We start from the raw sequence: 16,161 nt of genomic DNA, 5'->3' as shown, positions 1-16,161 counted from the left end.
AAAGGCAGTCCGATGGCGAGGCTTACGATGAGGATGGTAAACACGACTTTTTTCACAGCAGCACCTCGTTTCACACCCGTTATTGGACGGTTTTCCGCCAATTCCTGCCCAACACAGAAAAAGACCGCTCTAGGCGGTCTTTTGCGCGAACGATTTGCCCAAATCTGCTTAATCCAGGAAGTCAGTGAGGCGGTCGAACTGCGTGATCACTTTGTATTCACCATCCCCTGCGGTGGACACCAGCACTGCGCCATCTACACTGGTGATGAAGGTCTGCGCGCCTAGGCGCCGGTAGTTGCGGTAGATGCGCAGGTCAGCGATGGCATCGTGCATCATCACCACCACTTGGGGGTTCACCGCCTCCCGGAAAGGCTTGCTCGAGGAAGTGGAATCGCCGTGGTGGGGGGCTTTCAGCACATCAGCCTGCAGGTAGTCGCCGTAGCGGCCCACGATCTCCCGCTCCGCAGCGGTGTAGATGTCCCCGGGGAACAGGAAGGTGGAGTCTTGGTAGGTGAGCTTCAGCACCAGCGAGCGGTTGTTGATGAACTGGGTGCTGCCGTCGGGGTAGCCTTCGTAATACTCTATGCCCTTCGGTGGATGCAGTACTTCCACCAGCACATGCTCCCCGAACTGGAAGCTGTCGCCCTCCGCTAAGATGATATGGGGCGTGTTGGTCCGCTCAATGGCTTCCATGTAGTTTTTGTAGTGGGAAGTGGGGTACTCCAGTTCAGAGGTGTACACCGCCCCGATTTCGTAGTTGGAGAGCAGCTGAGCGAAACTGCCGATGTGGTCCACATGGGGATGGGAAGCCACCAGGTAGTCGATGCGGGTGATCCCCAAAGCCTTCAGGGCCCTATCCACGTCCGGGAAGGTGCTGGGGTTACCGGCATCGATCACCATCACCTGGCCATCTGGCGAGGTGAGGATGGTGCAGTCGCCGCTTTTGTCATCGCTGCGGGTAATCAGCTGCAGAAAGCGTGCCGTGAGCCTGCCCGCATCCTGCGATGCATCGAAGATCAGATCGTACCTATCCGCCCGCGCCTCGGCCAGCACGGTACAGGACAGGGTCAGCACTAAGGCTAAAACAAGAAAGGCTATGTGTTTTTTCATGGTTTAGACCTCCCTGGGGCTTGTGGGCGCTGCCGACTTACTCTGGAACTACTTCATGGCTGCTCGGCTCATGCCCGTGAGGATGTACTTCTGCAGCACCAAGAACAGCAGCACGATGGGAATAATGGCCATGACGGCACCGGCCATGATTTCGTTGTAGTTGGCCACTTCCATGCCGGCAAAGGTCTGGCGCAGGCGGACCACACCCACTGCGATGGTGCGCCACTCATCACGGGTGGAGACCATCCGGGGCCAGAAGTAGCTGTTCCAACCGCTGATGAAGTTGATAATGGAGACGGTCACCAGGGTAGGCGCGGTCATGGGGATGAGCACATGGATAATCAAACCGATCCTGCCCAAGCCGTCGATGCGCCCTGCATCCAGGTAGCTGTCATCCACCGACTTAAACGACTGGCGCATCATGAAGATAAAGTAGGCGCTGACCAGATTGGGCACAACGAGGCCTTGATAGCTGTTGATCCAACCCAGACGGGACATCATTACGTAGATGGGCACAAAGGTCACCTGGATGGGAACCATCAAGGCGCCCAGGACCAAAACGAACATGAGATCGCGCCCCTTGAACCTTCCCTTAGCAAAACCGTAGGCGGCCAGGATGCCGAAGACGAACTGGCCCAGCATGATGAAGAACGTGCTGATGATGGTGTTGATGAAAAAGCGGCCAAAGGGTGCGCGTTTGAGCACTTCCGGGAAGTTCTGCCACTGGAATTCCCGGGGCCACAAGGTGGGCACAGGCAGCAGCAGTTCTTGGCTGGTTTTCAGCGCGGAGATGACCATCCAGTAAATGGGAAACAGGATGATTAAGGTGATCACGGCCGCAGCTAGATACTGGAAGACCACGCCGATTTTGCGGATCTTGTTCTTGGTCCCATAAGAGACTTTGTCCCGCAGGTAGCTGGTGATGGCTAAGATAACAAAGCCCGCTGCCGCGGCGATGAGCAGGCTCAGACCGTAGGTGAGGAAGCTGCCGCGTGATCTGGCGAAATAACCCAGGCTCTCCCTGATTTCATAATCCGTTAAGCCTTCGGGCATGTTGTTCATCTGCACGTTGTACTGGATCACGCCGATGACGCCCAGAGCCGTGAAGGCCAGGGCGATGGCCAGAAGCAGCGTGAGCAGATCGAACATGCCGGTTTGGCGCATTCTCAGTAATAGTGTGTCTTGCACAGCAGTGCCTCCCTCTATGAATCGTAGCTCACTGCCCGGTTGGACCAGCGCATAGTTGCCGCGGTGGCCACCAGCAGGATGAGGAAGAAGATGACGGAAACAGCTGCCGAACGTGCGGCTCTAAAGTCACGGAAGGACAGGTTGTAAATCCACTGTACAACCACATTGGTGGCCGTCCCCGGACCGCCGCCGGTCATCACGTCAACAGATTGGAACACCTTCATGCTGGCGATGAACGTGGTGACGAACAGGAACAAAATGGTGGGCGAGAGCATCGGCAGGGTGATGTGGCGGAAGCGCTGGATGGCATCGGCACCGTCGATGGCCGCGGCTTCATAGTAATCCTGGGGGATGCTCTGCATGGCCGAGAGGTAGATCATCATGGCATACCCGATCACCCGCCAGCCCGTGAGGATCAAGATGCCCGCCAGGGCGGTGTTGGCCTGCACCAGCCAGTTGGGACCCTTGATACCGAAGAGGGAGAGCACGTAGTTGAGTATGCCGTAATTGCCGTGGAGAATCCAGATAAAGACCACGGCGCTGGTGGCTACCGCAATGTACCTGGGCATAAACACAATGGCCCGCATGGCGGCAAAGGTCCTGGTCATGCGGTTAAACAGCAGGGCCAGGAGCAGCCCGCCCACCAGGGTGATGAACAGCTCCCAGAAAGTGTAGCGAACCGTAATCAACAGGGACTCACTGAACCTGGTCCAACCTGTTTTGAAAAAGAGCCATTCATAGTTCTTCAGCCCGATGAACTCCTGGGGGTCTGGAACCAGCATTCGCATGTCGGTGAAGCTGATGCGCACAAGGTCTACCACTGGGTAATAGACGAACAGGAGAAAGAAGATCAGGGCTGGCTGAACGCACAGGAAATCCTTCATCCGTTCCCAGGGCTGGATGCGGAACATAATTGCATTAACCAAAAACGTGATGCCCAGAATAATGAGCAAGATGGCGTTATTCATAATCCCGCTGAGCAGCCGCAGGGGTACTGTGCCCCGCCCTTCGCCGAACAAGTCCACTGTTCCGGTAATGGGCTGTTCAAATGAACGGGCTACGCGGCGCGCCTCATAGACTTCCGCGGCAATGTGGCGCAGCGACTCTAAGTTCCAGTCGCCCATGAGCCAGCCGTAGGTACCCACCACGATTAAAACGGCACTCAAAATGAACAGGATGACCGAGGCCACCCTGGCCGCTTTGGTGGGATAGGGTCTTGTGGAATGGTTCTGGTTGCGCATATCATTCACCTCAGATGTGAACGAGGGGGAGGTGATTCCCCCTCGGGCTCACAGAAAATCTAGGTTTAGTAGTCTTCTAGGATCTCTTCGATGGTCATGGCCAGTTCATCCAAGGTGGCCTGGATAGGTGCATCCTCGTTGAAGATGCGGTACAGAGCATGGCGCCACTCGTTGGCAATGGTGTCGTAGGCCGGGTGCGAGTTGCGGGGCATGATCCAGTTGCTCATGGACACGACGTTGTTCATCTCCGGCTTGCGTTCCAGATACTCTTGATACTCAGGCGTCTCCATGACCGAACGGCGGGTCGGGAAGTAGCCGGTTTGGTCTGCCCAGTAGAGGTTGATCTCCGGGCTGGCCATGAACATCATGAACTGCCAAGCTGCGTTCTTCTGCTTCTGGGGAGCGATGGCCGGGATCAGGATGGTGGCGCCGCCGATCTCACTGTAGAAGCTCTCGCCATCCTCACCGCCGGGCAGCCAGGCCATACCCACTTCAAACTTGTCGCCTGCGTTCTGTACATAGGTGTCATACAAGGAGCTGGTGTGGAAGACGCTGAACGCTCCGCCATCCCAGAACAGCTGCCTCATGTTGGTGGAGGCGCCGGTTCCGTAGGCGTAGTAGGCGTAACCCTTGTCGATCCACTCTTTCATCTTGGTGGTGATGTAGACGGACTCTGGGCCGTTGATGTCGGTGCTCATGCCATCCTCGAGGATAACCTTCACGCCGTTGTTCTTGAACAGCATCTCATAGTACCAGTAGTCCCAGCCGCCGAACACTGTACCATAGCGCTTAGTTGTGCCATCTTCGTTGAAGAGGGTGGCCTTTTCCAGGAAGGCATCCATCTCGTCGAAGGTCCTGGGCATTTCAATGCCTTCTGCTTCAGCGGCGGTCTTGTTGTAGAACATGACCTGGGTGGAAATAAGGTAGGGCAGTACGATCTGCTTGCCTTCGTAGCTGGTGGCCAGAATCAGACCTTCGCCGAAGTCCTCAATGGGGAAGTTGTAAGCTTCGATATACGGATCCAGGATCTCGCAGATACCTGCCGCACCGTAGCTGGGCGGATAGGATGTGTTCGCTGTACAGAGGGCCGGTACATCGCCTGCGGCGATGGCTGCGATGAGCTGGGTGTTGATTTCGGTGTAGCTACCGATGTAGACAGGCTCCACGGTGATCAAGGGATGCTCCTCGTTGAAGCGGTTGACCATGTACTCCAGATAGGGGTGCCACTGATCTTCGTGGGCATGCCACCAGGTAATGGTGATGGGTTCTGTAACGTCATAGGGGTTATCTGCAGCCGCCAGGCCGACAACGGACAGCGTCATCAGCAGAGCAAGCAGTACACCTAGAAATCTTTTCATGGTTCGGGTAGTACCTCCTGTCTTTTTATGGCAGTCTCGACTGATTGCACCAACGACACGGATTACCTAGTTCCCCTTACCCATTTATCACTCCTTTACTATTTTATATGATCAGTCCCACTTCTTAAAGCCCTAATGCCGCGGCGCTGCACAGGACTCCCGCAGCACCAATTCCATGGGGAGCGTCTTGTGGATTTTGTGATGGGCTCCATGTTCCATAAGGTATAAAAGCGATTCGGCTGCCTCCTTGCCAATCTCGTAAGTGGGACAGTTGACTGTGGTGATGGGTGGATCCAAATTGGCCGAAAGGCCGATATTGTCAAACCCCATTATGGACAGATCCTCGCCAACCCGGCGCCCCACGGCCCGGGCGGCCCGGGACAGATCGGCGGCCGCGTAGTCGTTAAGGCAGATCACCGCTGTCATCTGGGGAGATCTGCGGAGGAACTCCTGCAGATCGGAGAGGACCTGCTGCTCGTGCTCTTTGGTCCTGTCTTCCACATAGACATAGCGGTAGTCCCGCAGGTCGGTGAGCATCATCTCCCTTTTTACCACCAGGCCGTAGTCGCTCATGGCATCGCGAAAACCCTGGATGCGGTCCTGCAGGGAGGCCAAAAACCCTGGGGGCTTTGTCACCAGGCCGATATGGCGGTGGCCCAGCTTGATCAGGTACTCAGTGGCATCATAACCGCCTTGGTAGTTGTCGGCTTCGATGTAGCTGACATCCATGTGCCGGTAGTGCCTGGTCATCACCAGGGGGATGCCTTCCTGCTGGAGCTGGAACACCATGGGGTTGTAATAGCGGGATTCGGTGGCATGGATGATCACTCCAGGACTACCCCGCTCGATAATCTTCTTGAGGTACTCGCCTTCCGTTTCGGTACTGTTGTTGGTGGAGGATACGGACACGGTATAACCATGCTTGAAGAGCACTTCCTGGGCACCCATGACGATGCGCCCGGTAAAGCTGGTGGTCAGATAGGGTACGATAATGTGGACGTTGTAGTCCCTATTCAGCCGGCTGGCCCTTCGGTCAGCCACAAAGGTGCCCCGGCCGTGGAGTCGATCAATTAAGCCGGCGCTCTCCAGCTGGATCAGGGCCTGCCGGATGGTGGAGCGGCTCACGCCGTAACGGGCAGCCAGCTCCAGCTCGGTGTCCAGCTTGTCGCCGGGGGCCAGATTGGAGCGGAGGATCTGCTCCTGTATTTTTTCCGCAATTTCCTCATGAAGAGCTTTGCTTGCTTTGGTCGGTTGGATTCGTTTGGACATTGCTCTTCTCCTGTTTACAATGTTAAACGTAATATCATAACCTAATTTAAGAATAACACGGTTATAAAGATGTGTCAATGAAAAGGTCTGACCATAGTGAACAAGGTCAGACAAGGTGTTGCCTTTCCCTACCTTAACAGACAAGTATGCGCCCCTCTTTCCGCGCCTTGGAGGATTTACGGGAGTTGTCTGGAAGATCTTAACCAAAAAAATAACGAAAGGGGTTTGCCCATGCGTACGCAGAACCAAGATCCACGGGTCAGCGTTGAAACTCTAGAAAGGTTTATGTATGATGTGTTGACCAAAGTTGGAGTCCCGCCTGAGGATGCCAAGATCGTGACCGATGTGCTGATCACAGCGGACAAATTTGGCATTGATTCCCACGGGATCAGCCGGCTGAAGCCCATCTATGTCACCCGCATTCGCGACGGGATCCTCAATCCGGTAACTAAGATCGATGTGGTGCGGGAAGGGCCCACCACCGCTGTTCTCGACGGCAATCATGGCATGGGGCATGTTATCGGTGTGCGGGCCATGGAACTGGCCATTAAAAAAGCCCGTGAGTACGGGATGGGTATGGTGGCCGTACGCAACTCCAGTCACTACGGCATCGCCGGGTACTATACCAACATGGCGGCAGATGCTGGCATGATCGGCATCAGCGGCACCAATGCCCGTCCATCCATCGCCCCCACCTTTGGCGTGGAGCCCATGCTGGGCACCAACCCCTTGACCTTCAGCATGCCCACGGACGAGGAGTTCCACTTCTTCCTGGACTGCGCCACTTCCATGGCCCAGCGGGGCAAAATTGAGGTCTATGCCCGCCGCGATCAGGAGATCCCCGCAGGCTGGGTCATTGACAACGAAGGCAAGATCCGCACCGACACCCACCAGGTCCTCAAAGACCTGCCCGCGGGCAAGGCGGCCCTGACGCCCTTAGGCGGCGTTTTGGAGGAAACGGGCAGCCACAAGGGTTACGGCTACGCCACGGTGGTGGAAATCTTGTCCGCTTCGCTCCAGGGAGGCGCCTTCCTCCACGCCCTTTCCGGTATGCGGGATGGCAAGAAGGTGCCCCACGCGCTGGGTCACTTCTTCATCGCCATCAACATTGAGGCCTTTACCAGCCTGGACGAGTTCAAAAAGACCACAGGGGACATCCTGCGGGCCCTGCGGGCGTCCAAGAAGGCTCCCGGCCGCGAGCGCATCTACACAGCTGGCGAGAAGGAATATCTGGTCTGCCAGGAGCGCATGGCCCACGGAGTGCCCATTAATGAAAGCCTGCAGAAGGAAATCAAGGAACTTGTGGAAGAACTCGATCTGGACTACGATTTCCCGTTCTAGCACCTGCGCCCCCGGCCGGGGCCAGTTTAGGCGCTTTTTAATCTGATTTTAATGTGGCTCAAATTGGGCTTAAAGTCCCTCCCAGTACAATCAAGCCATCAAGATTACAGGAGGGAGCAAACAGATGGAAATGGAAAGACTGGAAAAGATTGAAAAGCTGCGGGAACGGGCACAAGTAACCTATGACGAGGCCAGGGAAGCCTTGGAACAGGCCGGCGGAGACCTGCTGGACGCCCTGATCCTCCTGGAAAAACACGGTAAGGTCCCTCCCCCGCAGGGAGGCGGCTACTACCGCAGTGAAGGCAGCACCGGCGGGCCGGAACTCGGCGGTCCCCAGCAGGAAGAGCGCTCCCGGGATCAGCGGAGCAGCCAGGCTACGAACAATTTCAAGGAAGCGCTGGAGAAATTCTGGAACTTCTTCAGCGGCCTGCTCAAGAAGGGCAACACCACCAGCTTCGAGATCCTCAAGGACAAAGAGCACGTGGCCAGTTTCCCCGTGACGGTCTTGGCCCTGCTGCTGCTGTTTGCACCCTGGGTCACCCTGCCCTTGATCATCATCGGCCTGTTCTTGGGCTTCCACTACCAGTTTGTGCGCAACGACAACTAAGCTTTGGGGGGAGCACCGGTCATGAAACCCAAGATTCTGATCATCGAGGACGAGGAGAAGTTCGCCCGTTTCTTGGAGATGGAGCTCACCTACGAAGGGTATGAGGTGAGCAAAGCCCATCACGGACGCACTGGCCTGGAGATGGCGGAATCTGGCGACTATGACCTGGTGCTCCTGGACGTGATGCTGCCGGGTTTGAGCGGGATGGAGGTGCTGCGCCGCTTAAGGCGCACATCCTCCGTTCCTGTGATCATGGTCACCGCCCGGGACAGCGTCATGGACAAGGTTTCCGGGCTGGATACGGGGGCCGATGACTACATCACCAAGCCCTTTGCCATTGAAGAGCTCTTAGCCCGCATCCGCAATGTGCTGCGTAAGGCGGGCCCCCGCGCGGAAGGGAAGGTGCTGCGGTCCGGGGAGGTGGTTCTCGATCCCTGGAGCCGCCGGGTCACCGTGGGAGGCGTGCCTGTGGAGCTGACTAAGCGGGAATTTGACCTGCTCCAGTACCTCCTGGAGAACAAGGGGATCGTCCTTTCCCGGGAGACCATCCTGGAAAGGGTCTGGGGGTACGACTTTGAAGGAGAAACCAACGCCGTGGATGTGTACATCCGCTTTCTGCGCAGCAAGATCGATGAAGCTTTCGGCCTGAAGCTGATCTCCACGGTGCGGGGCGTGGGATATGTGATCCGCGATGAAAACTAAGCAGGAAACAATTCACACCATCGGGTTTTCCCTGGTTTCCAAACTCAATATCCAGCTCTGGTTTCGCTTGGTGGGCACGTTTATCATGCTCAACGTGGTCTTTTTGGCCGCGAGCGCGGTAACCCTTGGCGTTTTGGGGGAGCGGCAGGCGGCTTTGGCCGTTCGGCAGCTGGAGGCCCACGGCCTGCCTGCCTTGGCGGAAAGCGCCTGGCTGTCCAGCCAGGGTTTGGAGATAAAGCCTCTGGATGAACCCTCCCAGGGAATCCTTTTGCCGGGGGAACTGCAGCGCATTTTCCCCGCGGAAACCAGAACCGCCCGGCGCCTGGTGCGGCTGCCCCACGATGAAGAGGTACCCCTTTTCAACGTTTTGGATAATCTCCAGTACCAGCTGGACCTGGAAGTGGATGGCCTGCCTGTGGCCATCATCATTCACTTTTCTTCGGCGATTTGGGTGCTGAAGACAGTGTTCCTGGTGCTTTTGGTGTGGCAGCTGGTCACCGCCATCCGCACCCTGGCTTCCCGGGCCGAGTTGATCAGGCGTGTGCTCAAGCCCATCTCAGACCTGGCCCGGCAGACCCAAACCCTCTCCCGGGAACAGCGGCCCCTGTCCATTGCGGAGATGCAGGCCCTCGCGGGCACGCTGGATGAGATCGATGCTGCCCGGCTGGATACGCGCCTGGATGTGGAGGGCACCCAAGATGAGCTCAAGGGGCTGGCCACCGCCATCAACAGCTTGCTGGACCGGATCAACGAATCCTACCGCCTGCAGGCCCGCTTTGTTTCCGATGCCTCCCATGAACTGCGCACGCCCATTGCCGCCATCCAGGGCTATGTGAACCTTCTGGACCGCTGGGGCAAACACGATCCAGAAGCGCTGCAGGAATCCATCGATGCCCTTAAAGAAGAAGCGGCCAACATGAAGGAGCTCGTGGAGAAGCTGCTCTTTTTGGCCCGGGGGGACAACCAGACCATGCAGGTGCACTTAGAGCATTTTGACCTCGCGGATCTGGCGGAGACCCTCTACCGGGAGACGGAGATGATCGACGGGGGGCACGAGTTCAGCCTGGAAGCGGAGCCCGCGCCGGTGCGGGCAGATCAGGGCCTGGTCAAGCAGGCCTGCCGCATTTTGATCGACAACGCCATTAAGTACACTCCCGCGGGCGGCAGGATCCGCCTGATGGTGAGCTCCGGGGAAGAACATGTACGTTTTACCGTGCAGGATTCGGGCATCGGTATCCCCGCAGAGGACCTGCCCCACATTTTCGAACGCTTCTACCGGGCGGACGATTCCCGGGCTAGAGCCACCGGCGGGACCGGTCTGGGCTTGTCCATCGCCAAGTGGATCGCGGAACGGCACGGAGGTCATCTGGAAGTTCTCAGCCGGGAGGATTTCGGCACCAAAATCTCCCTGGTCCTGCCCAGGAGCGAACCTCAGCTAGAAGTCGTCCCCGGCATTGGGGATTAGGAACTCCTCCATGTCCTGGTCGATGGTGGTGCTGTCCCCCGGAACCAGGGTGATCAGCCCCTCCTGCTCCAGGAGGTTAACCACGTTATACAGGGAGCTGCGCTCTTCTTCGGAGAGGCTGTTGACAAAGGCGTTGATCTCTTCCTGCGGTGCGTTGCGCACAAAGCGCGCCCCAGCGTATTTCAGGTAGTACTCCGCCATGGCCAAGCTCCTTTCTCGCCGTTAGTTACCTCAAACTTATCTTTGCTTACTCCCCCAGAAAAAAACCGGGGGATTTTTTGATCACCCGGTTGACAGATTTCCCCCAACTGTGTATAGTGTATATGAACGGTATTGGGGGTGGTTGTCATTGATATAATCATCACCAACACTGGGGAAGTGCCCATTTACCAGCAGATTGTGGACCAGATCAAAGGCGCTGTCCTCAGGGGAGACCTAGCCGCCGACCAACCGCTGCCCTCCATCCGCCTGCTCGCCAAAGAGCTGCAGATCAGCGTGATCACCACCAAAAGGGCCTATGAAGAGCTGGAAAAGGATGGCTTGATCTACACCATCCCCGGTAAGGGCTCCTTTGTGGCCGGTTTTGATGAGGGCCGGCTGCGGGAGTCCAAGGAGCAGCTGGTGGAAGAGAAGCTGAAAGAGGCCCTGAGCACCGCGGAACTCTTGGGCGTGGGCCGGGCGGAGCTGCGCAGGATTATCGAACGCCTATTGGAGGATGGGAAATGAAACCGATTCTCGAGTTGAACAATGTGAGTAAGCGCTACCCTGGGTTTACCCTGGAAGGGGTGAGTTTTTCCCTGGATCCGGGGTACATCATGGGCTTTATCGGCCCCAACGGTGCCGGAAAGACCACCACCATCAAGCTGATCATGAATCTGATCCGCCTGGACGGGGGTGAAATCAAAGTCTTCGGCCTGGATTCCCGCCGCCACGAGCAGGAGATCAAGCAGCGCATCGGCTTTGTCTACGACCGGGCTCCCTTTTACGAAAACCTGACCATGGCCGAGATGACCAGGCTCATCGCGCCCGCCTACAGGAACTGGGACTGGGAGGCCTACCGGAAGTACACGTCCCTGTTCGAACTGCCGGAACGCAAGAAGCTCTCCGCCTTTTCCCGGGGGATGAAGATGAAATACGCCTTGGTGGTGGCCCTCTCCCACCGGGCGGAGTTGTTGATCATGGATGAGCCCACCTCGGGCCTGGACCCGGTGATCCGCCGGGAGTTTCTGGATGTTCTCCGGGATGTGATCCAGGATGAAAGCCGTGCGGTGCTCTTCTCTTCCCACATCACCTCCGACCTGGACCAGATTGCCGATTTTGTCACCCTCATCGGCGGAGGACGCATCCTCTTCAGCAAATCCAAGGAAGAGCTGCTGGAGGAATATGCGCTGGTTAACGGGGAGAGGTCGCTTCTGGACAGTGGGTTGAGACAGTATGTCGTGGGCCTGAAAGAAAGCCAGTTCGGCTTTGAGGGCTTGGTTACGAATAAGGAAGAGGTGCAGCGGCTCGCGGAGGGCCGGGCTGTGTTGACCCGGCCGAACTTGGAGGAGATCATGCTCTACTGCTTAAGGGGGAAAGCCAATGGTCAATTTGGTGCTTAAGGAGCTCTTGGTGCAGAAACGGATGCTGGGCATGGCGCTGATCTACATCCTCCTTTTCAGCTTCGCCATGAGCAGCCTGGGGGAGAAGCTGCCCCTGGCCATTATCAGCGCTGTTGGCTACATGTTCGTCATGTACGGCGGAGCGTGGGATGTAAAGGCCGATGCTGACAGGCTCTGGAACAGCCTGCCCATTCCCAAATGGAAGATCGTGGCCGCCAAATACCTGGCTGTCTTGATCTACGTAGCGGCAGTGGCTGTTCTTACCTGGGTGACCCTACCGGTGCTGTCCAGGGTTGGCTCGGCGACGATACCGTCAGTGGTCCGGGTGGATCATGCAGCTGCGGCCGCCGCCGTTGTGGTGGGGCTGGCCAGCTTGTACCTGCCCATCTACTTCGCCCTGGGCTACATGAAGGCGCGGATCCTCAATCTGCTGATCTTCGTGGGCTCCTTCGCCCTGGCCTCGTTGCTGCAGAGCGCTTTGGGCAGACAGCCCGCTTGGCAGGCCTGGGTGGAAGGCTTGGGGCCAGCTGCCCTTGGGGCGCTGGCGGCCGGGTGCGTCCTCGCCGTTGCCAGCTTGTCGTTTCTCGTTTCCTGGCGGCTCTACGCCCGCCGGGAGTTCTAACAAGCCAAATTCCTCCACCTCCTCTGCAGGGAAAACCCGGTTGGCTGCTAATACTTCTTTAGCGGGAAATCTGCAGAGGAGGTGCTTTTTGTGTTTACTCCCTTCGAACTAAAGAGCATAACCATCCCCAATCGCATTGTCATGCCGCCCATGTGCATGTATTCAGCCACGGAAGAGGGACAGGTCACAGATTGGCACTTGATCCACTACGGCAGCCGTGCCGTGGGGAAGGTGGGTCTGATCATCCTGGAGGCAACCGCGGTGGAAAAAAGGGGCCGGCTGAGCGGCCGTGACCTCGGCATCTGGGAGGACAGCCAGATAGAGGGCCTGCGCAGGGTAGTGGAGATCTGCCGGGCCCATGGCTCCGTGGTGGGCATTCAGCTCGCCCACGCTGGGCGCAAAGCCTGGGGCGATGAGCTGGTGGCCCCTTCGGCCATCGCCTTCCCCGGTTTTGCCGTGCCCCATGCCCTAAGCCGCGCCGAAATCGCGGAGGTTGTGGAAAGCTGGCGCCAGGCTGCCCGCAGGACCAGGGAGGCAGGATTTGATGTGCTGCAGATCCACGCCGCCCACGGTTATCTGATCCACGAGTTCCTCTCGCCTTTGAGCAACCAGCGCACGGACGAATATGGGGGCTCTCTGGAAAACCGCATGCGCTTCCTCTTGGAGATTGTGGAAGCGGTGCAGACCGAATGGCCCGCAGACAAGCCCCTCTCGGTCCGCCTTTCTGCCGTGGACTACCTGGAGGGCGGGCTGACCCTTAAGGATACGGTGGAGATCAGCAAGGCGCTGCAGGCCAAAGGTGTAGACCTACTGGACATCAGCAGCGGTGGTATCCTCTCCGCCCGCATCGAACTGGGCCCGGGCTATCAGGTGCGCTTCGCGGAGGTGGTCAAACAGGCGACGGGCCTGCCCACCATCGCCGTGGGGCTGATCACCTCAGTTGAACTAGCCCAGGAGATCATCTCCAACGGGCGGGCCGATTTCGTGGCCCTGGGTAGGGAGCTTTTGCGCAACCCCCACTGGGTGCTCCAGGCCAAACCCGATCCCGAGCTGTGGCCCAAGCAGTACGAGCGGGCCATCCCACGGCCATGAAGCCGCTCTTGAGCTCGGCGGCTAAGCCCAGGGTAGGCCAAGGGCGGTTCCCGGAAATTGACTTGTTCAGGGGCTTGAGCGTCATCGCCATGGTGCTCTTCCACCTCTTCTGGGACCTGGTTTATTTCGACCTCGTTCCCTGGGAGCTGCTCGGGGAGAATCCCCTGCTTGTCGCCTGGACCATCGCCGGATCATTCCAGCTCTTGGCTGGCATCAGCCTGTCCATCAGCTACGCCCGGGCGGTTAAGCAGGGCGGCCGTGCAGGTATCTGGAAGAAGTTCGTGGTGCGGGGGCTGAAGCTTTTAGCCTGGGCCGGAGTGGTCTCTGCAGCGGTCTACTTCACTGTGGACATGCCCATCTTTTTCGGCATTCTCCACTTGATCGGCACGGCAATCATCTTGGCGCCGCTCTTTCTGCCCCGGCCCCTTCTGGCAGGGATCTGCGGCCTGGCTATCATTTTGGCCACCCGGTGGCTTGCGGCTCTCCCGGTTAGCGGCTGGTGGCTGCTGCCGCTGGGGATCGGCGAAATAAATCTGGCTATGGCCGATTACTACCCCCTCCTGCCCTGGTTGGGCGTGATTTTGCTGGGCATCTGGCTGGGGTCGCTGCTTTATCCAGGGGGTCAGCGGCGCTTCCCTCTGCTGGCCCTGGAGAGAGTGAACGCCCTGCCCGGCGCAGCCTTCATCAGACTGCTGGGCCGCCACTCCCTGCTGATCTATCTGATCCACCAGCCCATCGTCTTTGGGGCGGTGTTCGGCCTCCACACGCTCCTCGGTTACCTAGCGGGTTAGGCAGGAAGCGGATGTCCCTGGGACAAGGGAATTGGCCGCGGGAGGAGAAAAGCATTCAAGAGGTTGAGAACTAAAACTTTGCTGCGGAGGGAGATGGAGATGATCAACGCTTTGCACCGGGCGGCAGTGCCGCGCTTGGGGCCCGAATTAGACCCGGGATTCCGCCCCGCTTACCTGTGGAACAGGGCTTTTCTCCGGGCTGTGGAGGAATCGGGGCAGGGGGTTCCCTTTGCCGTTGCCCTGGAGCGGGATGGGGGGCAGGTTTCCGTCTACAAAACGCACCTTTTCCCCTCAGGGCAGAAACCTGAATGGGATGAGGCTAACTGGCTTTATGTGGAACGCCTGGTGAAATGCCTGCTCTGGATGAGGGGCGGGTGGAAGATTATCGTAGGCGGTTCGCCTGAGCTGGGGGAAAGACTTCGGCAGGCCTACGGCCCCGGAGGGGTACGGGCCTTTGACCAGGAGTTCATGGCCGGCGTCTACGAACGGCCCTTTACCGTGGAAATCGTGCCCTACGACGAAGTGCCCCAGCCCTGCGAGGAGACGGAAAAGGTGGGCGGGCATTTCCAGGGATGCCGCATCGGCTTTGACGCCGGCGGCAGCGACCGCAAGGTGGCCGCGGTGAAGGACGGAGAAGTGGTCTTTGCCGATGAAACGGTCTGGCACCCTAAACTGATGGAAGACCCCGACTACCACTTTGCCGGCATCATGGATTCGGTGAAGCGGGCGGCTGAGCACCTGCCCCGGGTGGATGCCCTGGGCGTGAGCTCCGCGGGGATCTATATCAACAACCGCACCATGGTTGCTTCGCTGTTCCTCAAGGTGCCCCGGGACCTGTTCGACGCCAAGGTGAAGGACATCTACCTGCGGGTGGCCAAGGAGCTGGGGGATGTCCCTTTGGTGGTCCGCAACGATGGCGATGTAACGGCCCTAGCCGGGGCGGCGGCCCTGGAGGACACCCGGGTCTTGGGTATTGCCATGGGTACCAGTGAAGCAGCCGGTTACGTGGACGCTTCAGGTTCCCTCACCGGCTGGCTGAACGAACTGGCCTTCGTCCCCGTGGATTACAATCCTGAAGCTATGGTTGATGAATGGTCGGGGGACTACGGCTGCGGCGTCAAATATTTCTCCCAGGACGCCGTGATCAAGCTGGCGCCATCCGCGGGCATCGAGCTGGATCCAGCCCTTACTCCCGCGGAGAAGCTCAGCGCGGTGCAGAAGCTCCTGGCGGAAGGTCACCCAGGTGCGGAGAGGATCTTCGCCAGCATCGGGCGCTACCTGGGCTATGCGGCTGCCCACTACGCGGATTTTTACGACATCAAGCATGTGCTCATCCTGGGCCGGGTAACCTCAGGCCGGGGCGGGGTCCTCATCCAGCAAGGGGCCGCAGAGGTTCTCAAGGTTGAGTTCCCCGAGCTGGCCCACATCCAGTTCCACCTGCCGGGAGAGAGTGACCGCCGGGTGGGTCAGGCCATTACCGCCGCGGGGCTGGCGCCCCTCCCTTAAACCGTACACAAGAGAACAAGACAGGAGAAGACCGGATCGCGCCTCCGGTCTTTTCCTGTCAAAAGGTCACCAAGGGTTACCGGCAAGCCGGGAGGATCTGTGCGGGCCTGTTCGTAATGGAAGTAATGATTGCACAAGCATCGTGGGAGGTGTGCTCTGTGGATCTGCGGGCGCTTTTCGATTGCTTGGATGAAAAAGGGGCGCGGCAGTGCAGCACGGCTGAAGAGCTGCTGGAGCGGGCCCGGGAAAAGGGCCTTGAGCTCACGGC

General features: G+C 58.3%; 17 protein-coding genes. 11 read left to right on the top strand and 6 right to left on the bottom strand.

Annotated elements, in window-relative coordinates; translation table 11 throughout:
* Positions 1–188 (top strand): hypothetical protein (locus tag ACE4YL_RS00300; RefSeq protein WP_461368969.1); only part of this gene is annotated, 188 nt, incomplete at its 5' end.
* Here the strand turns inward: ACE4YL_RS00300 and ACE4YL_RS00295 are convergent.
* From ACE4YL_RS00295 to ACE4YL_RS00275, 5 genes are all read right to left on the bottom strand, one after another.
* The gene (locus tag ACE4YL_RS00295) at positions 169–1,110 is read right to left on the bottom strand and encodes a ComEC/Rec2 family competence protein (RefSeq protein ID WP_461368968.1); all 942 of its coding nucleotides are present in this window, start codon (positions 1,108–1,110) and stop codon (positions 169–171) included. The two genes, ACE4YL_RS00300 and ACE4YL_RS00295, sit on opposite strands and share 20 nt — an antisense overlap.
* Positions 1,111–1,158: 48 nt before the next feature.
* Positions 1,159–2,298, bottom strand: a complete 1,140-nt coding sequence (locus ACE4YL_RS00290) for a carbohydrate ABC transporter permease (protein WP_461358332.1) — start codon at positions 2,296–2,298, stop codon at positions 1,159–1,161.
* Positions 2,299–2,312: 14 nt separating this feature from the next.
* On the bottom strand, positions 2,313–3,539 hold the full coding sequence (locus ACE4YL_RS00285) for a carbohydrate ABC transporter permease (RefSeq protein ID WP_461358333.1): 1,227 nt from the start codon (positions 3,537–3,539) through the stop codon (positions 2,313–2,315).
* 65 nt (positions 3,540–3,604) lie between these two features.
* Complete coding sequence (locus tag ACE4YL_RS00280; RefSeq protein ID WP_461360074.1) at positions 3,605–4,897, bottom strand: ABC transporter substrate-binding protein; 1,293 nt, start codon at positions 4,895–4,897, stop codon at positions 3,605–3,607.
* 132 nt (positions 4,898–5,029) lie between these two features.
* The gene (locus ACE4YL_RS00275; RefSeq protein WP_461360073.1) at positions 5,030–6,166 is read right to left on the bottom strand and encodes a substrate-binding domain-containing protein; all 1,137 of its coding nucleotides are present in this window, start codon (positions 6,164–6,166) and stop codon (positions 5,030–5,032) included.
* 231 nt (positions 6,167–6,397) lie between these two features.
* On the opposite strand from ACE4YL_RS00275, the gene ACE4YL_RS00270 reads away from it, so the two are divergent.
* The 4 genes from ACE4YL_RS00270 to ACE4YL_RS00255 all read left to right on the top strand — a co-directional run bounded on the left by ACE4YL_RS00270 (position 6,398) and on the right by ACE4YL_RS00255 (position 10,281).
* Positions 6,398–7,507, top strand: a complete 1,110-nt coding sequence (locus ACE4YL_RS00270) for an Ldh family oxidoreductase (RefSeq protein ID WP_461358303.1) — start codon at positions 6,398–6,400, stop codon at positions 7,505–7,507.
* A 124-nt stretch (positions 7,508–7,631) separates the two neighbouring features.
* The gene (locus ACE4YL_RS00265) at positions 7,632–8,114 is read left to right on the top strand and encodes a DUF4342 domain-containing protein (protein WP_461358302.1); all 483 of its coding nucleotides are present in this window, start codon (positions 7,632–7,634) and stop codon (positions 8,112–8,114) included.
* 21 nt (positions 8,115–8,135) lie between these two features.
* Complete coding sequence (locus tag ACE4YL_RS00260) at positions 8,136–8,816, top strand: response regulator transcription factor (RefSeq protein WP_461358301.1); 681 nt, start codon at positions 8,136–8,138, stop codon at positions 8,814–8,816.
* A complete protein-coding gene (locus tag ACE4YL_RS00255) occupies positions 8,806–10,281 on the top strand; it encodes a sensor histidine kinase (protein ID WP_461360072.1) in 1,476 nt (491 codons plus the stop codon). The genes ACE4YL_RS00260 and ACE4YL_RS00255 overlap by 11 nt, the downstream gene beginning before the upstream one ends.
* Here ACE4YL_RS00255 and ACE4YL_RS00250 read toward each other — a convergent pair.
* Complete coding sequence (locus tag ACE4YL_RS00250) at positions 10,252–10,482, bottom strand: hypothetical protein (protein WP_461358299.1); 231 nt, start codon at positions 10,480–10,482, stop codon at positions 10,252–10,254. The genes ACE4YL_RS00255 and ACE4YL_RS00250 overlap by 30 nt on opposite strands.
* Positions 10,483–10,629: 147 nt before the next feature.
* Between ACE4YL_RS00250 and ACE4YL_RS00245 the strand changes: the two genes are divergently transcribed.
* The 6 genes from ACE4YL_RS00245 (at position 10,630) to ACE4YL_RS00220 (ending at position 15,893) form a co-directional block, all read left to right on the top strand.
* Entirely contained in the window at positions 10,630–11,007 is a 378-nt protein-coding gene (locus tag ACE4YL_RS00245) for a GntR family transcriptional regulator (RefSeq protein WP_461358304.1), read from the top strand.
* Positions 11,004–11,882 (top strand): ABC transporter ATP-binding protein, encoded by an 879-nt coding sequence (locus ACE4YL_RS00240; protein ID WP_461358298.1) that lies wholly within the window; start codon positions 11,004–11,006, stop codon positions 11,880–11,882. The genes ACE4YL_RS00245 and ACE4YL_RS00240 overlap by 4 nt, the downstream gene beginning before the upstream one ends.
* Positions 11,863–12,504 (top strand): ABC-2 transporter permease, encoded by a 642-nt coding sequence (locus ACE4YL_RS00235; protein WP_461358297.1) that lies wholly within the window; start codon positions 11,863–11,865, stop codon positions 12,502–12,504. Before ACE4YL_RS00240 ends, ACE4YL_RS00235 begins: the two co-directional genes overlap by 20 nt.
* An 81-nt stretch (positions 12,505–12,585) precedes the next feature.
* Positions 12,586–13,596, top strand: coding sequence for an NADPH dehydrogenase NamA (namA, locus tag ACE4YL_RS00230; protein ID WP_461358296.1), 1,011 nt, complete (start codon positions 12,586–12,588; stop codon positions 13,594–13,596).
* Positions 13,593–14,387 (top strand): heparan-alpha-glucosaminide N-acetyltransferase, encoded by a 795-nt coding sequence (locus ACE4YL_RS00225; protein WP_461358295.1) that lies wholly within the window; start codon positions 13,593–13,595, stop codon positions 14,385–14,387. Before namA ends, ACE4YL_RS00225 begins: the two co-directional genes overlap by 4 nt.
* Positions 14,388–14,486: 99 nt before the next feature.
* Positions 14,487–15,893 carry an ROK family protein gene (locus tag ACE4YL_RS00220; protein ID WP_461358294.1) on the top strand — a complete coding sequence of 469 codons (1,407 nt, stop codon included), beginning with the start codon at positions 14,487–14,489 and terminating at the stop codon, positions 15,891–15,893.
* Positions 15,894–16,161: the final 268 nt, after the last annotated feature.

The sequence above is a fragment of the Candidatus Darwinibacter acetoxidans genome (genome assembly GCF_041936445.1).
Classification (GTDB): domain Bacteria; phylum Bacillota; class Limnochordia; order Darwinibacteriales; family Darwinibacteriaceae; genus DTU010.
The sequence above is the reverse complement of the archived record's forward strand: the minus strand, read 5'-3'. Positions and strand labels throughout refer to the sequence as shown.